Raw genomic sequence first — 17,239 nt, forward strand, 5'->3', positions numbered from 1 at the left:
TGAGACGGTACGCCGATGACGTCGTCGTACGGGTTACGGGGCAGGGCCGCCGTCGTGACGGGGGGTACGCGCGGGATCGGCTGGGCGGTGGCGCGGGCGCTCGCCGACGCCGGGGTACGGGTGTGCGTCGGCGCGCGGGACCCGGACGCGGTACGCCGGGCGGCCGCGGAGCTGGACGGCGTCGGACTGGCCGGCGACGTCGGGGACCCCGAGCACCCCCGGAAGCTGACGGAGCTGTGCCTGGACGCGTTCGGCCGGCTGGACGTCCTGGTCAACAACGCGGCGACCAACCAGCCCTACGGGCCGCTGATGGACGCCGATCCCGTCGCCTGGCGGGAGGCGTCCACGGTGAACGTCGAGGCGCCGCTGCGGCTGGTGCAGTGCGCGTGGCGGGGCTGGATGCGGGACCACGGCGGCGTGGTCGTCAACATCTGCACGGAGGGCGCGGGACACGTCGGTCCCGGCGTCGGCGCCTACGGCACCAGCAAGGCGGCCCTCCTCCACCTCACCCGGCAGCTCGCGGGCGAACTGGGCCCCGGAGTGCGGGTGAACTCCGTCTCCCCCGGCCTGGTACGGACCGAGATGGCTCGGTTCGTATGGGAGCCGGGAGAGCGGGAGACGGCGGCGGCCCTGCCGCTGGGCCGGATCGGGGAACCGGTGGACGTGGCGGGGGCGGTGCTCTGGCTCTGCTCCGACGACGCGAGGTGGATCACGGGCGCGGACCTACTGGTGGACGGCGGCACGCGGGTCGGCCGGGCGCGCGTCGCCGCGCGGGAGGCGCGGGGAGCCGCACGACCGGCCCCCCACGACCCGCGCCCGACCGCCGACGGGGAGTGGCCCTACCACTTGCCGGGGGCGTAGTCCTTCAGGAACACCCCGTACAGGTCCTCGCCCTGCTCGCCGCGCACGATCGGGTCGTAGACGCGGGCCGCGCCGTCGACCAGGTCGAGCGGGGCGTGGAAGCCCTCCTCGGCGAGGCGCAGCTTGTCGTAGTGCGGGCGCTCGTCGGTGATCCAGCCGGTGTCGACCGAGGTCATGAGGATGCCGTCGGTCTGGAACATCTCCTGGCCGCTGGTGCGCGTCACCATGTTCATCGCGGCCTTGGCGGCGTTGGTGTTGGGGTGTCCCGCGCCCTTGTAGCCACGGCCGAAGACGCCTTCCATCGCCGAGACGTTGACGATGTGGGCGCGTCCGCTCGTCGCCTTGCGGGCGGCGTCGGCCATGGCCGGGCGGAGCTTGCTGATCAGGATGAACGGCGCCGTGTAGTTGCACAGCTGGGTCTCGAGGAGCTCCACCGGGGAGATCTGCTCGATGGTCTGCACCCAGGTGTTGGTGTCGACGACGTCGGGGACCAGGCCGCCCGCGTCGATGGCGGTGCCGTCGAGGTGCCGGGCGATGCTGGCGTTGCCGGCGACCAGGGCGAGATCGGCGACCTTCTGCGCGTCCGGGCCGCCGGTACCGAGGGGCAGCGTGGCGAGCCCGTCGACCGCGCCGGAGTTGAAGGCACCGATCACATGGTGGGCGGGTAGCTCACCGGCGGGCAGCGGGGCGCTCTCACCGCCCACCAGGGCGGCGTAGGCGGAGGGCAGACGGCGTACGGTCTGCGTCGCGTTGTTGACGAGGATGTCGAGCGGGCCCGCCTCGGCGACCCGGTCGGCGAGGGCCACGACCTGAGCCGGGTCGCGCAGGTCGATGCCGACGACCTCCAGGCGGTGCATCCAGTCGCCGGAGTCGTCCATGGCCTTGAAGCGGCGGATGGCGTCCTTCGGGAAACGCGTCGTGATCGTGGTGTGGGCGCCGTCCCGCAGCAGCCGCAGCGCGATGTACATGCCGATCTTGGCGCGGCCGCCGGTCAGCAGGGCCCGCTTGCCGGTGAGGTCGGCGCGCACGTCGCGCTTGTCGCGGTTCAGGCGGGCGCACGCGGGACAGAGCTGGTGGTAGAAGTAGTCGACTTCCACGTACCGGGTCTTGCAGGTGTAGCAGGAGCGCGGGCGCTGGAGTATCCCGGCGATCCGGCCCTCCTCGGTGACCGACGACGGCAGGAGGCCCTCGGTCTCGTCGTCGATGCGCTGGGCGGAACCGGTCGCGGTGGCCTCGGTGACCGCCTTGTCGTGGGCGGTCTTGGCGGCCCTGCGGTCCTGGCGGCGCCGCTGCTTCACGGTGCGGTACACGCCTGCGGTGGCCCGGCGCACGGCGATCGCGTCGGGGTGGTCGACGTCCAGCCCGTCGAGCTCGTCCAGCACGGCGAGGCAGACGGCGAGCCGCTCCGGGTCGATGCCGGGCCCGTACACGACCTCGTCCACTACCTCCTCCGTGACCGCCGTCGAGCCGTCCTCTGTCACCGTCATCGCGCTGCCGCTTCCCTGATCACCCGTGCGGCGCTCCGACCGAGTCCGCCCTCGAAGGACGAATTTTACGGAGCGCCGGGCCGCTCCTCCAAACCCGTTGCCGTCAAGAGCCGCAGGCAGTGATGAGCGTCTCCACCTCGGCGGTCAGGGCGCGCGCGAACCGGTCGAGGTCGGGAACGGCCTCGGCGTCGGCGACGAGCCCGTAGTGGATCTTGCCGCGATAGGTGGAGACGGCGACCGCGAGGGCCTGGCCGCGGGCGAGCGGGGCGTACGGGAAGACCTCGGTCACCGGGTTCCCGCCGAGCTTCAGGCCGAAGCTGGGCAGGGGCACGCTGGTGACGAGGATGTCGAACCAGAGCCGGGCCGCCTGGCCGACCAGCGGGCCGCCGAGGCGGTGACCGAGGGCGGGCACGTGGTCGGCGAGCAGGGCGACGGCGCCGGCGCCCCGGCCGGGACCCGCGTCCTTGTTGCGGTCCATGGCGGCGCGGACCGTGTCGAGGCGGCGCAGCGGGTCCGGGTCGTCGACGGGCAGCCGCATCAGGTAGCCGGAGAGCCGGTTGCCCTGCGGGTGGGCGGTGCGCGGGCGACGCTTGGAGACGGGGATGAGCGCGCGCGGCACGACGCCCTCGCTGCCGTCGCCGCGCTCGTCGAGCCAGCTGCGCAGGGCCCCGGCGACCACCGCGATCAGCACGTCGTTGACGGTGCCGCCGGCGACCTTGCGGATCCGGTGCACGTCGTCGAGGTCGATGACGACACCGGCGGTGCGGCGGGTGCCGGTGGGCGCGGCGGTGAGGGCGGGGGTGGGGCGCATGCCGAGGGTGTGCACGGCGACGGAGGCGCCGATGTCGAGGGCGCGGCCCACGTCGGAGACGGCTCCGCGCAGCAGGTCGGGCAGTCTGCGCACATCGCCGAGGCGCCCGCGGGGCGGCGGCTCGGCGGGGCGGGGCCGGGGGGCGGGCAGATCCATGGGGTCGAGGACGGCCGCGGCCAGCGTGAGGGCGCGCAGTCCGTCGGCGAGGGCGTGGTGGAACTTGAAGAGCACCGCGAAACCGGCGCCGTCCTCGTCGGGCAGGACGTGGGCCTCCCAGGGCGGGCGGCCGCGCTCCAGGGGGCGTTCCATGAGCCGCCCGGCCTCGGCCTGGAAGTCGGCGGCGGGCGCGTGCAGCGTGACGTGGTGAAGGGGGTCGAAGTCGGGGTCCGCCTCCCGGGTCGCACCGCCGAAGGCGAGCGAGCGGCGCAGGTCGAACGGTTCCGAGCGGTCGAACGGCCGCCACACGTCCCGGATGCGCATGCGCAGTCCGGGGACGGCGGCGGCACGGGCCGCGAGCAGGTCGGCGGCGTGGGCGCCCGCGGTGGGCGACTGCGCCGTGAAGACGCCGAGCGCTCCGAGGTGCATCGGGTGCTCGGCCGACTCGAGGTTCCAGAACGCCAGGTCGAGAGGGGCCAGCAGATCATCAGCAGTCAAGGGCTTGCCTCGCGTCGGCTAAGAGTGGAGGCAGTCAGTCAAGCGCGCCCGGGCGATTACGGTCAAGTACGATCAGGTTACACACAGTTAACACCGCATTAAGTTCAGGGCACCTGCTGGCCCTTTCCCAGGGCTATCACGCCGCCCTTGGACACGGTGTACAGCTCCGCGTCGCGCTCCGGGTTCACGCCGATGGTCGCACCCGGAGGGACCTCCACGTTCTTGTCCAGGACCGCCCCGCGCACCACCGCACCCCGTCCGATGTGCACGTTGTCGTGCAGGATCGAACCCTGCACGACCGCACCCGGGTCGACCACCACACCCGGTGACAGCACCGAGCGGGTCACCTGTCCGCGGATCAGGCACCCCGAACTGATGATCGACTCGCCGGCGATGCCGCCCGCGTTGAAACGCGCCGGCGAGAGCTGACCCGAGTGGGTGTAGATGGGCCAGCTGCGGTTGTACAGGTTGAAGGCCGGACGCTCGGCGATCAGGTCCATGTGGGCGTCGTAGTACGCGTCGAGTGTGCCGACGTCCCGCCAGTACCCCTGGTCCCGGCTGGTCTCGCCGGGCACGTGGTTCTCGTGGAAGTCGTAGAGCCGGGCCTCACCCCGCTGGGTGAGCTGGGGCAGGATCGAGCCCCCCATGTCGTGGACGGAGGACTCGTCCTCGGCGTCCCGCTGGAGCGCCTCCACGAGTGCCTTGGTGGTGAAGATGTAGTTGCCCATCGACGCGAACACGCACTCCGGGTCGCCGGCGAGCCCCGGCGGGTCGGCCGGCTTCTCCAGGAAGCGCTCGACCGTCAGCCCGTCCGAGCCCGGCGTGATCACTCCGAAGGAGGAGGACTCGCCGCGCGGGACCCGGATCCCGGCCACGGTCACGCCCGCGCCGCTGTCGATGTGCTGGGTGAGCATCTGGCGCGGGTCCATGCGGTAGACGTGGTCGGCGCCGAACACGGCCACGTACTCGGGCCGTTCGTCGTAGATGAGGTTCAGCGACTGGAGGATGGCGTCGGCGCTGCCGAGAAACCAGCGGGGGCCGAGCCGCTGCTGGGCCGGGACCGGGGTGACGTAGTTGCCGAGCAGGCTCGACATCCGCCAGGTCGTGGTGATGTGCCGGTCCAGGGAGTGCGACTTGTACTGCGTCAGCACACAGATGCGCAGGATGTCGGCGTTGACGAGGTTGGACAGCACGAAATCCACGAGCCGGTACGTGCCGCCGAACGTGACCGCTGGTTTGGCGCGGTCGGCCGTCAGAGGCATCAGGCGTTTGCCCTCACCGCCCGCCAGCACGATTCCGAGCACCGAAGGCCCACCACGACGCATGGCCGCTCCCCTCACCCTGGTTGAACCATGCCTGCCCCCGGCCGGGGGAACTAAGCCTGTTTGACGATCTCCTCGTACAGCCGGACCGTCCGCCGGGCCACCGCGTCCCAGCCGAACTCCCCCACCGCACGCGCCCGTCCCGCCTCGCCCATCCGGCGGCCGGCCGCCGGATCGCCGAGGACCGCGTCCAGCGCCCGCGCGAGGCCCGCCTCGAAGTCCTCGTCCACCGGGACGAGCGTCCCGCTCACCCCGTCCTCGACGACCTCCGGGATGCCACCGACCCGGGAGGCCACGACGGGAGTGCCGCAGGCCATCGCCTCCAGGTTGACGATGCCGAGCGGTTCGTACACCGAGGGACAGACGAACACCGCCGCGTGCGTCAGGAGTTGGATCACCTCGGGGCGCGGCAGCATCTTCGGGATCCAGTGCACGCCGTCCCGGGCCCGGCTCAGCCCGGTGAAGAGGTCGCGGAACTCCCGGTCGATCTCGGGGGTGTCGGGCGCCCCCGCGCACAGCACGACCTGCGCCGCGGGGTCGATGTCCCGCACGGCGCGCAGCAGATGGGGCACGCCCTTCTGCCGCGTGATGCGCCCGACGAACAGCACGAACGGGCGGTCCGGGTCCAGGCCGATCCGGGTGAGGGCGTCGGTGCCGGGGTCGGGACGGTAGAGGTCGGTGTCGATGCCGTTGTGGACGACGTGGACCCGCTCCGGGGCGAGCGTCGGATAGCAGGCGAGGATGTCCTCGCGCATCGCGCCCGAGACGGCGATCACCGCGTCGGCCGCCTCCACCGCGGTCCGCTCGGCCCAGCTCGACAGGGCGTAGCCGCCGCCGAGTTGCTCGGCCTTCCAGGGCCGCAGGGGCTCCAGCGAGTGCGCGGTCACCACGTGCGGGACGCCGTACAGCTCCTTCGCGAGATGGCCCGCGAGGTTGGCGTACCAGGTGTGGGAGTGGACGAGCTCGCGGCCTTCGAGGGCGGCCGCCATGGCGAGGTCCACGGAGAAGGTGCGCAGCGCGTCGTTGGCGCCGTCCAGCGCGGACCAGGGGCGATGCCGCTGGACCCCCTCGGTGCGGCCCTCGCCCCAGCAGTGCACGTCGAGGTCGACCAGCCGCCGCAACTCGCGGGCCAGGAACTCGACATGGACGCCCGCACCGCCGTACACGTCCGGGGGATACTCCCGGGTCAGCAGTCCCACTCGCACCCGGAAACCCCCACTCTCAGCGACCGGCTCCCTTCATGGTCACCCAGACGGGGCGCGTGGGGAAGAGCGCGGGGGTCGTGTGAAGCAACAGTCGCCGCAGACGCCCCCGCCGGGCACCCGGTAGTACAGGCAGCAGCTGCGACGGCGGAAGGCGGTGCCGGCCGAGGTCCGGGTGCCGGCGAGGAGCGTCCCGGTGTCCGCGAGGAAGGGGTGGGTGAACAGTTCGGCGGTGAGGGCACGCGCGCGTGCGGCCACGTCGGCGCGGCCGTGCGCATGGGCCCACACGTCCAGCTGACGGGCGGCCCCGGCCAGCGCCGATCCGGCGTTGCCCCGCAGCAGGCCCGGCGCGAGCCGGTGGCGGGCGCGCAGCGCGGCGCAGAGGGGTTCGAGGTGGCCGTCGAGGACCGTCGCGGCCACGGTCGCCGCGTCCCCGGGCCGCGCCCGCACCGCGGTCAGCCACAGGTCGTCCGGGGCGGTGGCGTCCGGGTCCCAGCGCAGCAGCGCCGGCGCCAGATCGGGCACGCTCCCGTACAGGACGGCGCAGCCCAGCGTCACCGCCCAGAGCCGGGCGGCGAGGCCCAGCTGCGCCACCGAGGCACCGATCCGGTCCTCCGGGGCCCGGAGGGACGCGGTCACCTTGCGGACCCGGAAGCCCAGCGGATCCCCGTGGATGTCCGGTGCCTCGTTCCCGGGGGTCACCCGGTACGCCGAGGCGAGGGTCGGCAGCACCGGGGCCGGCTCTCCGGGCTGGCCCGGTGGTGTGCGCAGGGCGAAGAAGGGGCCGAGCGGGCGGAGCGCGGCGAGATCGGGGTCGAGGTCCACGAAGTGCAGTAGTACCAAGGACGGTAGGGGTCGTGCTCAGGGGCATCCCTGGCCCGTCACCCGCCTGAGGGAGGACAGCGGGCTTCCCGTACTCCATCGGTAGTAGGACTTATTGCGTGCTTAGGTACGACGACGGGAACACATCGACAGGGCATCGTGTTGGTTATGAGAGCCGACCGTTCGCCGCGCCGGGCCCAGCGCCCCCGCCTCACGCAGAGGAGCAGCTCATGAGCGCCCTCGCGTTGTCCGTGGTCCTGTCGCTCGTCTCCGCTGTCGCGTACGCGGCCGGGGCGATCGTGCAGGAGCAGGTCGCGCTGTCCTCGCCCGCCGAGGAGTACGCCCCGCTGCGCCGTCCGGGCTGGTGGGCGGCGGTGGCGCTGAACGGTCTCGGCGGACTCCTGCACGTGGTGGCGCTCGCCTACGGTCCTCTCAGTCTGGTTCAGCCGCTGGGCGCGCTGACCATCGTGTTCGCACTGCCCATGGCCGCGCTGTTCGTCGGCCGCAGGGCCGGGGCGACGGCCTGGCGGGGCGCGATCATGGCGACGGTCGGTCTCGCCGGTCTGCTGTCCCTGGTCGGAGCGTCCGACGCGCAGTCGCTGAGCACCCCGCAGCGGGTCAGCGTGGCCGTGGTCACCGCGGGCGCGGTCGTGGCCCTGATGGTGGCCGGGCGGGCCGCCCACCGGCACCCGGCGGTCCGCAGCATGCTGCTGGCGACCGCCTCGGGCATCGCGTTCGGCATGTCGTCGGTGTTCACCAAGACCGTCGCGGTCGACTGGACCGGCGGCGTCTCGACGGCCGACGTCCCGTCCCTGGCCGTGATCGGCGTGCTCGCCACGACCGGCATGCTGCTCTCGCAGGCCTCGTACCGCGGCGCGGGCCTCGCGGCCCCGCTGGCCACGCTGACGGTGGTCAACCCGGTGGTGGCGGCCGCGGTCGGCATCACCATGTTCGGCGAGACGTTCCGCTACGGCACCACGGGCACCGTGCTGGCCCTGGGCTGCGGTGTGGTGGCGGCGGGCGGACTCATCCTGCTCACGACGGAGCGCCTCCAGGGCGCCCGGTCGGAGACGGCGACGACCGCTCTCCCGGCCGCGCGGACCACGGCGGACACCGTCGCGCAAGAGGAGCGGACCACCGACCCGGCCCCGGCGGCCGGGCAGACCGGCGGCGCCACGGGCGTGATGCGGTTCCCCGGGCAGGCGGGCGCCCCCCTGCCGCCGGGCATGCGGTCCACGGAAGCGGCACTGGACGAGCTGCGCCTCGCCGGCGCGGCACCGGAAGACCTGCGGTCGGCGGAAGCGGCGCTGATGAACCTGCGGCTCGCCGGCGCGGCGCTCGACGATGCGCGGCCGGCGGAAGCCCGGGAAGCCGAGGCACGCGACGCTGACGTACGAAAGGCCGAGGCGCGGAACGCCGAGGTACACGACGAACGGCTCGTCCTGGCGTCGACCACGGTCGACGCCGAGGACGGCCACGAGGAGGACCCGCCCGGCGGGGACGTGCCTCCGTCGTTCTACACCCCGCTGTACGGAGGTCTGTACATCCCGATGCCGGTCGTGGACCGGCACCGGGAGCGCGTCAAATCTTGACGCCGCCGGCCCGGAGGTACGCCACCGGGTCGACGTCCGTCCCGAAACCGGGCCCGGTCCGCACCTCGAAGTGCAGATGCGGGCCCGTGCTGTTGCCGGTGGAGCCGGACCGGCCGATGCGCTGCCCGCCGCTCACCGACTGCCCGTCCCGTACGGAGATCGCCGAAAGGTGGGCGTACTGGGAGTAGCGGCCGTCGGCGTGCCGGATGACCACCTGGTAGCCGAAGGAGCCGGCCCAGCCCGCGCTCACCACCTCGCCCGCCTTGACCGCCTTCACGGAGGTGCCGGTGGGCACGGGGAAGTCGACGCCGGTGTGGTAGCCCTTGGACCAGGACGAGCCCGTCGCGTGGTACGGCGTTCCGGTGGAGGCGCTGACGGGTGAGACGAGGGAATGGCCGGTCGTCGCCTTGTGGTCGGTGTCCTTGGCCTTGGTGCTCTTGGCCGGCTTGCTCTGCTTGGTGCCCGAGGAGGTCTTCGGCTTCGCCGTCCGGGGCTTGGTGCCGCTCGGCGCCTGGGCCGTGCCGCTCGCCCGTCCGTCCAGGCTGAGCCGCTGACCGGGCAGGATCAGGTCGGGATCGTCACCGATGGTCGTCCGGTTGGCCGTGTAGAGCCCCCGCCAGCCGCCCTTGACCTCCTCGGCGTCCGCGATGCCCGAGAGGGTGTCGCCGCGGACCACGGTGTACATCTCCGCGGTGCCCGCCCGCGACTGAGGCGTGCTCTGGGGCCGCACGTCGTCCAGGGACGTCTTGGAGGAAGTGGAGGGCTTCGAGGACTTCGACGACTTGGACGCCGTGGACGGCTTCGAGGACTTCGTCGAGGTGCCGTTCGGGTGGACGTCGGGGGCGTCGCCGCCCCGGCTCAGTCCGGCCCGCACCGAGCAGACGGGCCACGCGCCGGGCCCCTGCCCGTCCAGCACCTTCTCGGCCACGGCGATCTGCTGGTCCTTGGTGGCCAGATCCGCACGGGGCGCGTACCGCGTACCGCCGTACGCCTCCCAGGTGGACTGGGTGAACTGGAGCCCGCCGTAGTAACCGTTGCCCGTGTTGATGTTCCAGTCGTTGGTCGACTCGCACGCGGCGACCTCGTTCCAGGTGTCCACGGCGGCCGCCTGAGCCACCCCGGTGCCGATCAGCGGCAGCGCCATACCGGCACCACCCGCCGTGACGGTGAGTGAGGCGCGGTTGATCCTGTTCGGCTGATACCGGCGGTGCCGGCCGCGTACGGCCATGGAGATCCCCCTCGACATTGCGTCAGGAGGGGCAAAAGTAAGGGCGGCGAACAGGCCATGACAAGACGACAACCGGCCGCACCGACGCGCGGGGGACTCGGGACGGCCCGGGCGGGAAACCGGCGGCGAAACCCGTCAAGATGGTCCGCAGGACGACACTGACCGAATGCACGGGCACACCCCTGGAGGAGCCAACCGTATGAGCACTTCAGCTCAGATCGGCGTCACGGGACTCGCGGTCATGGGCCGCAATCTCGCCCGCAACTTCGCACGCAACGGCTACACGGTCGCGCTGCACAACCGCACGGCGGCCCGGACGCACGCCCTGGTCGAGGAGTTCGGCCACGAGGGCGAGTTCGTCGCCGCCGAGACCGCCAAGGAGTTCGTGGCGGCACTGGAGCGGCCCCGCCGCCTGGTGATCATGGTGAAGGCCGGTGAGCCGACCGACGCGGTGATCCGGGAGTTCGCCCCGCTGCTCGAACCCGGCGACATGATCATCGACGGTGGCAACGCGCACTTCGCCGACACCCGCCGCCGCGAGCGTGAACTGCGCGAGCAGGACATCCACTTCGTCGGCACGGGCATCTCCGGCGGCGAGGAGGGCGCGCTGCACGGCCCGAGCATCATGCCGGGCGGCTCGCCTCAGTCGTACGAGTCGCTGGGCCCGATGCTGGAGAAGATCTCGGCGAAGGCGGCGGACGGGGCGCCCTGCGTCACGCACATCGGCCCGGACGGCGCCGGTCACTTCGTGAAGATGGTCCACAACGGCATCGAGTACGCCGACATGCAACTGATCGGCGAGGCCTACCAGTTGCTGCGTGACGTCGCCGGGTACGAGCCGGCGCAGATCGCGGACATCTTCCGCACCTGGAACACCGGCCGCCTCGACTCCTATCTGATCGAGATCACCGCCGAGGTGCTGTCCCACGTGGACGCGGCCACGGGACGGCCCTTCGTGGACGTGGTCGTCGACCAGGCGGAACAGAAGGGCACCGGCCGCTGGACGGTGCAGATCGCCCTCGACCTGGGGGTTCCGGTGTCGGGCATCGCGGAGGCCGTCTTCGCGCGGTCGCTGTCGGGGCACGCGGCGCTGCGCGAGGCCTCACGCGGGCTGGCAGGACCGAAGGCGGCCGCGCTGGGCAAGGCGGAGGCACAGGCGTTCGCCGACCGGGTGGAGCAGGCGCTGTACGCGTCGAAGATCGTCTCGTACACGCAGGGCTTCCACGAGATCGCGGCGGGCAGCGAGGAGTACGGCTGGGACATCGACCTCGGCGCCGTCTCCTCGATCTGGCGCGGCGGCTGCATCATCCGCGCGGCCTTCCTCGACCGGATCCGCGCCGCCTACGACAACCGGTCGGACCTGCCGAGCCTGCTGTCCGACGAGACGTTCGCCTCGGAGATCGCGGCGGCGCAGGACCCGTGGCGCGAGGTGCTGGTGTCCGCGACGCTCCAGGGTGTGCCGACGCCCGGCTTCGCGGCCGCGCTCGCGTACTACGACGCGTTGCGTGCGGAACGGCTCCCGGCCGCGCTCACGCAGGGGCAGCGCGACTTCTTCGGAGCGCACACCTACCGCAGGGTGGACCGCGAAGGCGCGTTCCACACCCTCTGGGGCGGCGACCGGTCGGAGACCCAGGCGTAGTCCCCCGCTCCCCCGCCTCTCGGGCGCGTCGGCGTCTCGGGGGGCGTCCGCCTGCCGGGGGGTCCGCCTGTCGAGGCCATCTGCCAGTCGAGGGCGCCGCCTGTCGAGGGCGTGCGCCTCTCGCGGAAGGGGCATCGCGGTGGGCGGCGGTTCACCCGTCGCCCGTCGCCCACCGCTGTCCCGTCAGGTGAGGGGTGGGCCCGGTTCCGGGCTCGGGACCGGTTCCGGGCCCGGCGGGATCGGGGACGGGGAGGGATCCGGGGCCGGGACGGGCCGCGGCGGCGGCGTCGGGTCCGGTCCCGGCGGCGGCTCGGGAGCGGGCACCGGGCTGGGGAACGGCTCCGGGGGGCCCGGGACCGGCCCCGGCGGCGGTCCGGGCTGCACCGGGTCGGGCTGGACGGGGTCGGGATGGACAGGATCGGCGTACGGGTTGGTCATGGTGTCCTCCGGCCAGAGGTGAGGCTGGGCTCTGGACTCATCCCCCGCGTACCCGGGGCGGCCGCGGCCAGTCACCCGGGTGGCCCCGACCGGCCGGTCCCCGGCGCCGGGGTGCCGCGGACTCGCGCCCCTCGCTCAGAAGTCTCAGAAACGACCGGGGTGCGCGCGCAGCCAGTCCTTGGCGGCGCGCAGCAGCTCCGGGTCGGCCACCGGAGCCTCGTCGGGGTGCCGCTCGGCCCACTTCACGACGTACGGGCAGAGCGGCGCCACGGGAATGCCCTCGCGCCCGGAGGCGGCGTACAGCTCCCGCGCCAGCGCCCCGGCGATGCCCTTGCCCTCGTGGGCCGGCTCGACGATCGTGTGCACCGGCACCAGGGCGGGGGCGGGCGCCTCCAGGACGAAGTACTCGATGCGGCCCACCACTTCACCGCCGTCGCCGAGGGCCTCGAGGCGGCCCGCCGCCCGGTCGTCGCGGATCTCGATGTCGCTCATGGGCACTCCCGGTGCGATGCGTGCGCTGGCTGCTTCGGTCAGACCGACACCGCCTGCGGGCTGCGCTCCTGGTCGGAGCCCGGTACCGGCTCCGAGGTGTCCGCGCCGAGGGCCACGATGCGATTGTCACGGTCCACGTGCACGACCCGCGGCTCCAGTGCCCGCGCCTCGGCGTCGGTCACCTGAGCGTAACTGATGATGATCACCAGATCGCCGGGGTGGACGAGATGGGCGGCGGCCCCGTTGATCCCCACGACACCCGAGCCGCGCTCCCCCTCGATGACGTATGTCTCGAGCCGCGCCCCGTTGGTGATGTCGACGATGTGCACGAGCTCCCCCGGCAACAGATCGGCGGCGTCGAGCAGATCGGCGTCGATGGTCACCGATCCCACATAGTGCAGGTCGGCCTGGGTGACGGTGGCACGGTGGATCTTGGACTTGAACATGGTGCGCAGCACTTTGGACTCCTGACGGACGGCTCCCTGCCTGCTTTGTGCAGGTCAAGGGCGTCTCACACTGTACATCGCCATGCCCTCGGGTCGAAGGCCTCCAGGAACATCGCGCGCCACTGCGACCAGGCACTCCGCCTGCGTATTGCTGCGCCAACCAGGCTGCCGTGGGCCATCGATTCGGTTCCTGCGCGACGCACCGTGCGGGACTGATGCCGAGTGGACCGCCGACCTACCCTGTCGGGAGCCGGCTCCGGGCTGCTGTCCGAGGGAGGCGTCGACGCGCGCGGCCTTGCGCCCTGAACCCGGCTGCCCGGTGCTCAGCCCCTCGCGCCGTCGTCAGGAGCGTGCGAGCCGCGCCGCGAGATAGGGCGCTGTGGCGCTGGGGCGAGCCCTCGCCACCTTGGCCGGCGGGCCCGCCACGACCACCCGCCCACCCGCGTCGCCACCGCCCGGCCCGAGGTCGATGACCCAGTCGGCGGTGGCGATCGTGTCCAGGTCGTGCTCGACGAGAACGACCGTGTTGCCGGCGTCGACGAGCCGGTGCAGCTGTCGCAGCAGCAGCGCGATGTCCGAGGGGTGCAGCCCCGCCGTCGGCTCGTCGAGCAGATAGAGCGCGTGCCCGCGGCGGGCTCGCTGCATTTCGGTGGCCAGTTTGATGCGTTGCGCCTCACCGCCGCTGAGTTCCGTCGCGGGCTGGCCCAGCCGCAGGTACCCCAGTCCCACCTCGCGCAACGTCTCCAGGCTGCGGGAGGCGGCCGGGACGGCGGACAGGAACTCGGCGGCGGCGTCGACGGACAGCGCCAGCACGTCCGCGATGTTCTTGCCGCGGTAGGTGACCTCCAGTGTCTCGGCGTTGTACCGGGCGCCCTCGCAGGCCGGGCACGGCGCGTAGGTGCCGGGCAGGAACAGCAGTTCCACCGCGACGAATCCTTCGCCCTGGCAGGTCTCGCACCGCCCTTCGGGCACGTTGAAGGAGAACCGGCCGGCCGAGTAGCCACGCGCCCTCGCCTGGTCCGTCGCCGCGTACAGCTTGCGCACCGCGTCGAACATCCCCGTGTACGTGGCCAGGTTGGACCGGGGAGTCCGGCCGATGGGCCGTTGGTCGACCCGGACCAGCCGGTCGAACGACTCGATCCCCGACGCGTCCTGGACGTCGACCTCCAGCCGCGCCTCGTCGGGCTCCTCGGGTACGAGTCCGAGGTGGCCGCGGACGACCTCGGCGAGCACCTGCGTCACCAGAGTCGACTTTCCGGAACCGGACACGCCCGTCACCGCCGTCAGTACGCAGAGCGGTACGTCGACGGACACGCCGTGCAGATTGTGGCGGGAGACGCCGCGCAGGCGCAGCCAGCCGTGCGGTGCGCGCGGGCGGTGATCGAGTGGCCGGGCGCGCCCGAACAGGTACGGGCTCGTGGCCGACTCCCCGACCCGCTCAAGACCGGCGACCGGGCCGCTGTACAGCACGCGTCCGCCGCCCTCGCCCGCGCCGGGGCCGATGTCGACCACCCAGTCCGCCCGCCGTACGACGTCCATGTCGTGCTCCACGACGAACAGCGAGTTGCCGGCCGCCTTGAGGCGGTCCAGCACGTCCAGCAGCGGTTCCGCGTCGGCCGGGTGCAGACCCGCGGAGGGCTCGTCGAGGACGTAGACGACGCCGAACAGCCCCGAGCGCAGCTGGGTGGCGACCCGCAGGCGCTGCGCCTCGCCGGGCGACAGGGTCGTCGAGCGGCGCCCGAGGCTGAGATATCCGAGGCCCAGGTCGAGCAGTACCTCGACGCGCGCGACCAGATCGCCGCAGATCCGGACCGCGACCTCGGTCGTCTCCCCGGAGCGGGCGGTCGACGTGGCGGCGTCGGCCTCGGACCGCCCCGCGACGGGCCGCAGCAGCGCCTCGACCTCGGCGAGCGGCATCGCGTTGATCTCGGCGATGGAACGTCCGGCGAAGGTCACGGCGAGCGCCTCCGGCCGCAGTCCGCTGCCGTGACACTCGGGGCAGGGCACACTCCTGACGAACCGGAGCGCCCGTTCGCGCATCTTCTCGCTCTTGGAGTCGGCGAGGACGTGCATGACGTGTTCGCGGGCGCTCCAGAACTTGCCCTGGTAGCCGTAGTCGACGCGGCCCTCCTCCGGCTCGACGTACACGGAGGGCTGCTCGTCCGTATACAGCAGCCAGTCCCGGTCCTTCTTCCTGAGCCTGCGCCACGGTCGGTCGATGTCGATCCCCAGGCCGCTCACGACACTGCGCAGGTTGGCGCCCTGCCAGGCGCCCGGCCAGGCGGCGATCGCCCCCTCGCGGATGCTCAGCGAGGGGTCCGGGACGAGCAGGTCCTCGGCGACGTCGTGCGTGACGCCCAGTCCGTGGCACTCCGGACAGGCGCCGGCCGCGGTGTTGGGTGAGAACGACTCGGCTTCCAGCCGTGTGGCCCCGGGCGGATAGGTGCCGGCGCGGGAGTACAGCATGCGCAGCAGATTGGACAGCGTGGTGAGGGTGCCGACCGTCGAGCGCGAGCTGGGCGACCCACGTCGCTGCTGCAGGGAAACGGCCGGTGGCAGTCCGGTGATTTCCTGCACGTGCGGTGCGCCGACCTGTTGCAACAGCCTTCGGGCGTACGGTGCCACGGACTCGAAGTAGCGCCGCTGGGCCTCCGCGTAGAGCGTGCCGAACGCGAGCGAGGACTTGCCCGAACCGGAGACGCCGGTGAAGGCGACCATCGCGTCCCGCGGAACGTCGACATCGATGTTCCGCAGGTTGTTCTCACCGGCGCCCCGGACATGCACGAAGGCGTCGGTCGCGTCCTCGTTCACCCTTCCTGATTACCTGATCGCGCCGGGAACCGCGCGGCAGGCCCCGTCACCGAGCCCGCTCACACGAGCGGGATGACGTCTCGGCGCGGAAACCCTCGCAGTCCAGGCGCTCGAAGCGCGGGCCGCGCGGATCGCCCCGCCGGGCGGGGCCGAGGCCGCTCTCGGGGAGACGCGTCCAGGGCCCGCTTCGCTTCCGGCGCGCAACAACCACACTGATCGATCAGCGGAATCGTCGGACGGTAGGAACATCGACCACCGGCGAATGTCCGGCTCTCAGGTCTCCACATGATCGTCCTCGTCGTCTTGGAGCATGTGGCGACGCTCCTGTTCGCGCTTGGAGTAGGCGGCTGCCCGGATCGCCTCGTCGCTCTCCAGACCTGATCCGAGCGCGCCCCCCACCGTCGCGACCGAAGCGACGAACCAGGACAACGTCCAGTAATCCGTCGAGTCCAGCGGAGTCCGTGTCATGGAAGCGAACACTCGGTCGTTGAGGATGAACAGCGCCCAGACCAGGTTGACGACCATCAGACCCGCGTAGCACACGATCACGCCGATGCCCACGGTCAGGACGGTCGAGGCGTTGTAGAGCCTCGCTCTCTGCCTCGCCTCCCGCGAGACGTCCTCCGATCGATGCCAGAGCTGCGCGTCCACGATCAGCCAACCGATCATGAGCGCGACGGATCCGACCATGGCGATCACCAGGCGCGGCGCGCTCAGGGCCTCGGCCAGGCTCCATACGGTGGAGTTCACGGTGGCGACCGCTCCCGTGGCGAGGGCGGCCGCCAGGGCTTTCGACAAGCCCGGCACCAGGCGCCACGGCCGGTTGGCGCGGACCATGCCGACCAGCACCCTCAGATATCCGCGCGGCCCGCTGCGGACGTACCGAAGATCAGCGGTCTCCTCCTCACCGACCGTGCCCGGGTGAACCGGTGCGAGACGACCGACGAAGCGTCCCAGGGGCGGCTGCCCCTGCGGCGGCCCTCCGGCGCCGACGGCCGGCGCACCCGACAGGCCGAGCACGGCCTCTTCCACGGCCCGCCGGGCCCTCGTCTGCAGCCGCAGGGCCCCCAGCGTAGGAAGGACAGCAGCGCCAAGCCGTGTTCGTGACTCAGATCCACGACGAGCTTATGCCCGTGCGAGTGCAGCGGAAGGTCGGTGAGGGCCACGAGGACGTCCCAGTTCTCCGCCTCTGCGCGGTCCATGATCCGGCGCATCAGGGTGGGCAGGTCCTCGGTCCCGGCGGTGAAGGGCTCACTGACCACCTCGACGTCGAACCGTCGCCCCGGACCCGACTTGTCGGCGAGCCGCGCGGAAAGCGTGCGGGCCATGCGGTGCGCGATCTCCGTGGGCGCGTCCGGATCCGCCAGGAGGGCTACGACCGTCACGCCCTGGGGCGACATGCGCATGACTGGACCCTTCTCATCGGCTGATCCC

At 72.3% G+C, this 17,239-nt stretch carries 12 protein-coding genes and 1 pseudogene; 3 read left to right on the top strand and 10 right to left on the bottom strand.

The features are described 5' to 3' along the window. Positions 1-15 precede the first annotated feature (15 nt). Complete coding sequence (locus tag OG440_RS04675; RefSeq protein WP_406005548.1) at positions 16-861, top strand: SDR family oxidoreductase; 846 nt, start codon at positions 16-18, stop codon at positions 859-861. Here the strand turns inward: OG440_RS04675 and OG440_RS04680 are convergent. The 5 genes from OG440_RS04680 to OG440_RS04700 form a co-directional block, all read right to left on the bottom strand. After that, the gene (locus OG440_RS04680; protein ID WP_406005549.1) at positions 840-2,348 is read right to left on the bottom strand and encodes an SDR family NAD(P)-dependent oxidoreductase; all 1,509 of its coding nucleotides are present in this window, start codon (positions 2,346-2,348) and stop codon (positions 840-842) included. The genes OG440_RS04675 and OG440_RS04680 overlap by 22 nt on opposite strands. 103 nt (positions 2,349-2,451) lie before the next feature. Then, positions 2,452-3,813 (bottom strand): wax ester/triacylglycerol synthase family O-acyltransferase, encoded by a 1,362-nt coding sequence (locus OG440_RS04685; RefSeq protein WP_406005550.1) that lies wholly within the window; start codon positions 3,811-3,813, stop codon positions 2,452-2,454. A gap of 104 nt (positions 3,814-3,917) precedes the next feature. Then, positions 3,918-5,138 carry a glucose-1-phosphate adenylyltransferase gene (gene glgC, locus OG440_RS04690; protein WP_406005551.1) on the bottom strand — a complete coding sequence of 407 codons (1,221 nt, stop codon included), beginning with the start codon at positions 5,136-5,138 and terminating at the stop codon, positions 3,918-3,920. Positions 5,139-5,188: 50 nt separating this feature from the next. Next, complete coding sequence (gene glgA / locus OG440_RS04695; protein ID WP_406005552.1) at positions 5,189-6,340, bottom strand: glycogen synthase; 1,152 nt, start codon at positions 6,338-6,340, stop codon at positions 5,189-5,191. A 39-nt stretch (positions 6,341-6,379) separates the two neighbouring features. After that, a complete protein-coding gene (locus tag OG440_RS04700) occupies positions 6,380-7,162 on the bottom strand; it encodes a (2Fe-2S)-binding protein (RefSeq protein WP_406005553.1) in 783 nt (260 codons plus the stop codon). Positions 7,163-7,389: 227 nt separating this feature from the next. Here OG440_RS04700 and OG440_RS04705 point away from each other — a divergent pair, with 227 nt between their 5' ends. Then, positions 7,390-8,751, top strand: a complete 1,362-nt coding sequence (locus OG440_RS04705; RefSeq protein WP_406005554.1) for a DMT family transporter — start codon at positions 7,390-7,392, stop codon at positions 8,749-8,751. Here the strand turns inward: OG440_RS04705 and OG440_RS04710 are convergent. After that, positions 8,741-9,979 (bottom strand): transglycosylase family protein, encoded by a 1,239-nt coding sequence (locus OG440_RS04710; RefSeq protein ID WP_406005555.1) that lies wholly within the window; start codon positions 9,977-9,979, stop codon positions 8,741-8,743. The genes OG440_RS04705 and OG440_RS04710 overlap by 11 nt on opposite strands. A gap of 199 nt (positions 9,980-10,178) precedes the next feature. Between OG440_RS04710 and gndA the strand changes: the two genes are divergently transcribed. Beyond that, positions 10,179-11,618: an NADP-dependent phosphogluconate dehydrogenase gene (gene gndA, locus OG440_RS04715; protein WP_406005556.1), complete on the top strand. Its 1,440-nt coding sequence runs from the start codon at positions 10,179-10,181 to the stop codon at positions 11,616-11,618. Positions 11,619-12,200: 582 nt separating this feature from the next. Here gndA and OG440_RS04720 read toward each other — a convergent pair. From OG440_RS04720 to OG440_RS04735, 4 genes and pseudogenes are all read right to left on the bottom strand, one after another. Beyond that, positions 12,201-12,548 carry a GNAT family N-acetyltransferase gene (locus OG440_RS04720; RefSeq protein ID WP_406005557.1) on the bottom strand — a complete coding sequence of 116 codons (348 nt, stop codon included), beginning with the start codon at positions 12,546-12,548 and terminating at the stop codon, positions 12,201-12,203. Between the two features lie 38 nt (positions 12,549-12,586). After that, on the bottom strand, positions 12,587-13,006 hold the full coding sequence (panD, locus tag OG440_RS04725) for an aspartate 1-decarboxylase (protein ID WP_406005558.1): 420 nt from the start codon (positions 13,004-13,006) through the stop codon (positions 12,587-12,589). A gap of 330 nt (positions 13,007-13,336) precedes the next feature. Next, complete coding sequence (gene uvrA, locus OG440_RS04730; protein ID WP_406005559.1) at positions 13,337-15,805, bottom strand: excinuclease ABC subunit UvrA; 2,469 nt, start codon at positions 15,803-15,805, stop codon at positions 13,337-13,339. A 273-nt stretch (positions 15,806-16,078) separates the two neighbouring features. After that, positions 16,079-17,211: pseudogene (locus OG440_RS04735) on the bottom strand (hypothetical protein). Positions 17,212-17,239: the final 28 nt, after the last annotated feature.

Origin of the sequence: Streptomyces sp. NBC_00637 (genome assembly GCF_045161545.1) — a bacterium.
GTDB lineage: Bacteria > Actinomycetota > Actinomycetes > Streptomycetales > Streptomycetaceae > Streptomyces.